Source organism: Enterobacter sp. PL1, from assembly GCF_945957325.1.
Classification (GTDB): domain Bacteria; phylum Pseudomonadota; class Gammaproteobacteria; order Enterobacterales; family Enterobacteriaceae; genus Enterobacter; species Enterobacter roggenkampii.
The window spans coordinates 1-1,044 of the sequence record NZ_CAMFKT010000087.1; the positions used below are offsets into that span (position 1 = coordinate 1).

A 1,044-nucleotide genomic window follows, 5' to 3' on the forward strand; every position below is an offset into this window, starting at 1 on the left:
TTAATGAGATGGTCACTCCCTCCTTCCCAGTACTATGCTGAGGACAGGCTTTCATTCGGAGAACCATCATGGAAAACATTGCGCTTATTGGTATCGATCTGGGTAAGAACTCTTTCCATATTCATTGTCAGGATCATCGTGGGAAGGCCGTTTACCGTAAAAAATTCACCCGACCAAAGCTAATCGAATTTCTGGCGACATGCCCAGCAACAACCATCGCGATGGAAGCCTGTGGCGGTTCTCACTTTATGGCACGCAAGCTGGCAGAGTTAGGGCATTTTCCAAAGCTGATATCACCGCAATTTGTCCGCCCATTCGTTAAAAGCAACAAAAATGACTTCGTTGATGCTGAAGCTATCTGTGAAGCAGCATCACGTCCATCTATGCGTTTCGTGCAGCCCAGAACCGAATCTCAGCAGGCAATGCGAGCTCTGCATCGTGTCCGTGAATCCCTGGTTCAGGATAAGGTGAAAACAACTAATCAGATGCATGCTTTTCTGCTGGAATTTGGTATCAGCGTTCCGCGAGGTGCTGCCGTTATTAGTCGACTGAGTACCCTTCTTGAGGACAGTAGTTTGCCTCTTTATCTCAGCCAGTTACTGCTGAAATTACAACAGCATTATCACTATCTTGTTGAGCAGATTAAAGATCTGGAATCTCAGTTGAAACGAAAGTTGGACGAAGATGAGGTTGGACAGCGCTTGCTGAGTATTCCCTGCGTTGGAACGCTGACTGCCAGTACTATTTCAACTGAGATTGGCGACGGGAAGCAGTACGCCAGCAGCCGTGACTTTGCGGCGGCAACAGGGCTGGTACCCCGACAGTACAGCACGGGAGGTCGGACGACATTGTTAGGGATTAGCAAGCGGGGCAACAAAAAGATCCGAACTTTGTTGGTTCAGTGTGCCAGGGTATTCATACAAAAACTGGAACACCAGTCTGGCAAGTTGGCCGACTGGGTCAGGGAGTTGTTGTGTCGGAAAAGCAACTTTGTCGTCACCTGTGCTCTGGCAAACAAGCTGGCCAGAATAGCCTGGGCACTGA

Annotated in this window: 1 protein-coding gene; it reads left to right on the forward strand. The window is 48.9% G+C overall.

Annotated features, from left to right (window positions below):
* Positions 1 to 68: 68 nt before the first annotated feature.
* Positions 69 to 1,044, forward strand: a 976-nt coding sequence (locus tag N6P30_RS24365) for an IS110-like element IS5075 family transposase (protein ID WP_210949565.1), incomplete at its 3' end; no start/stop codon positions are given.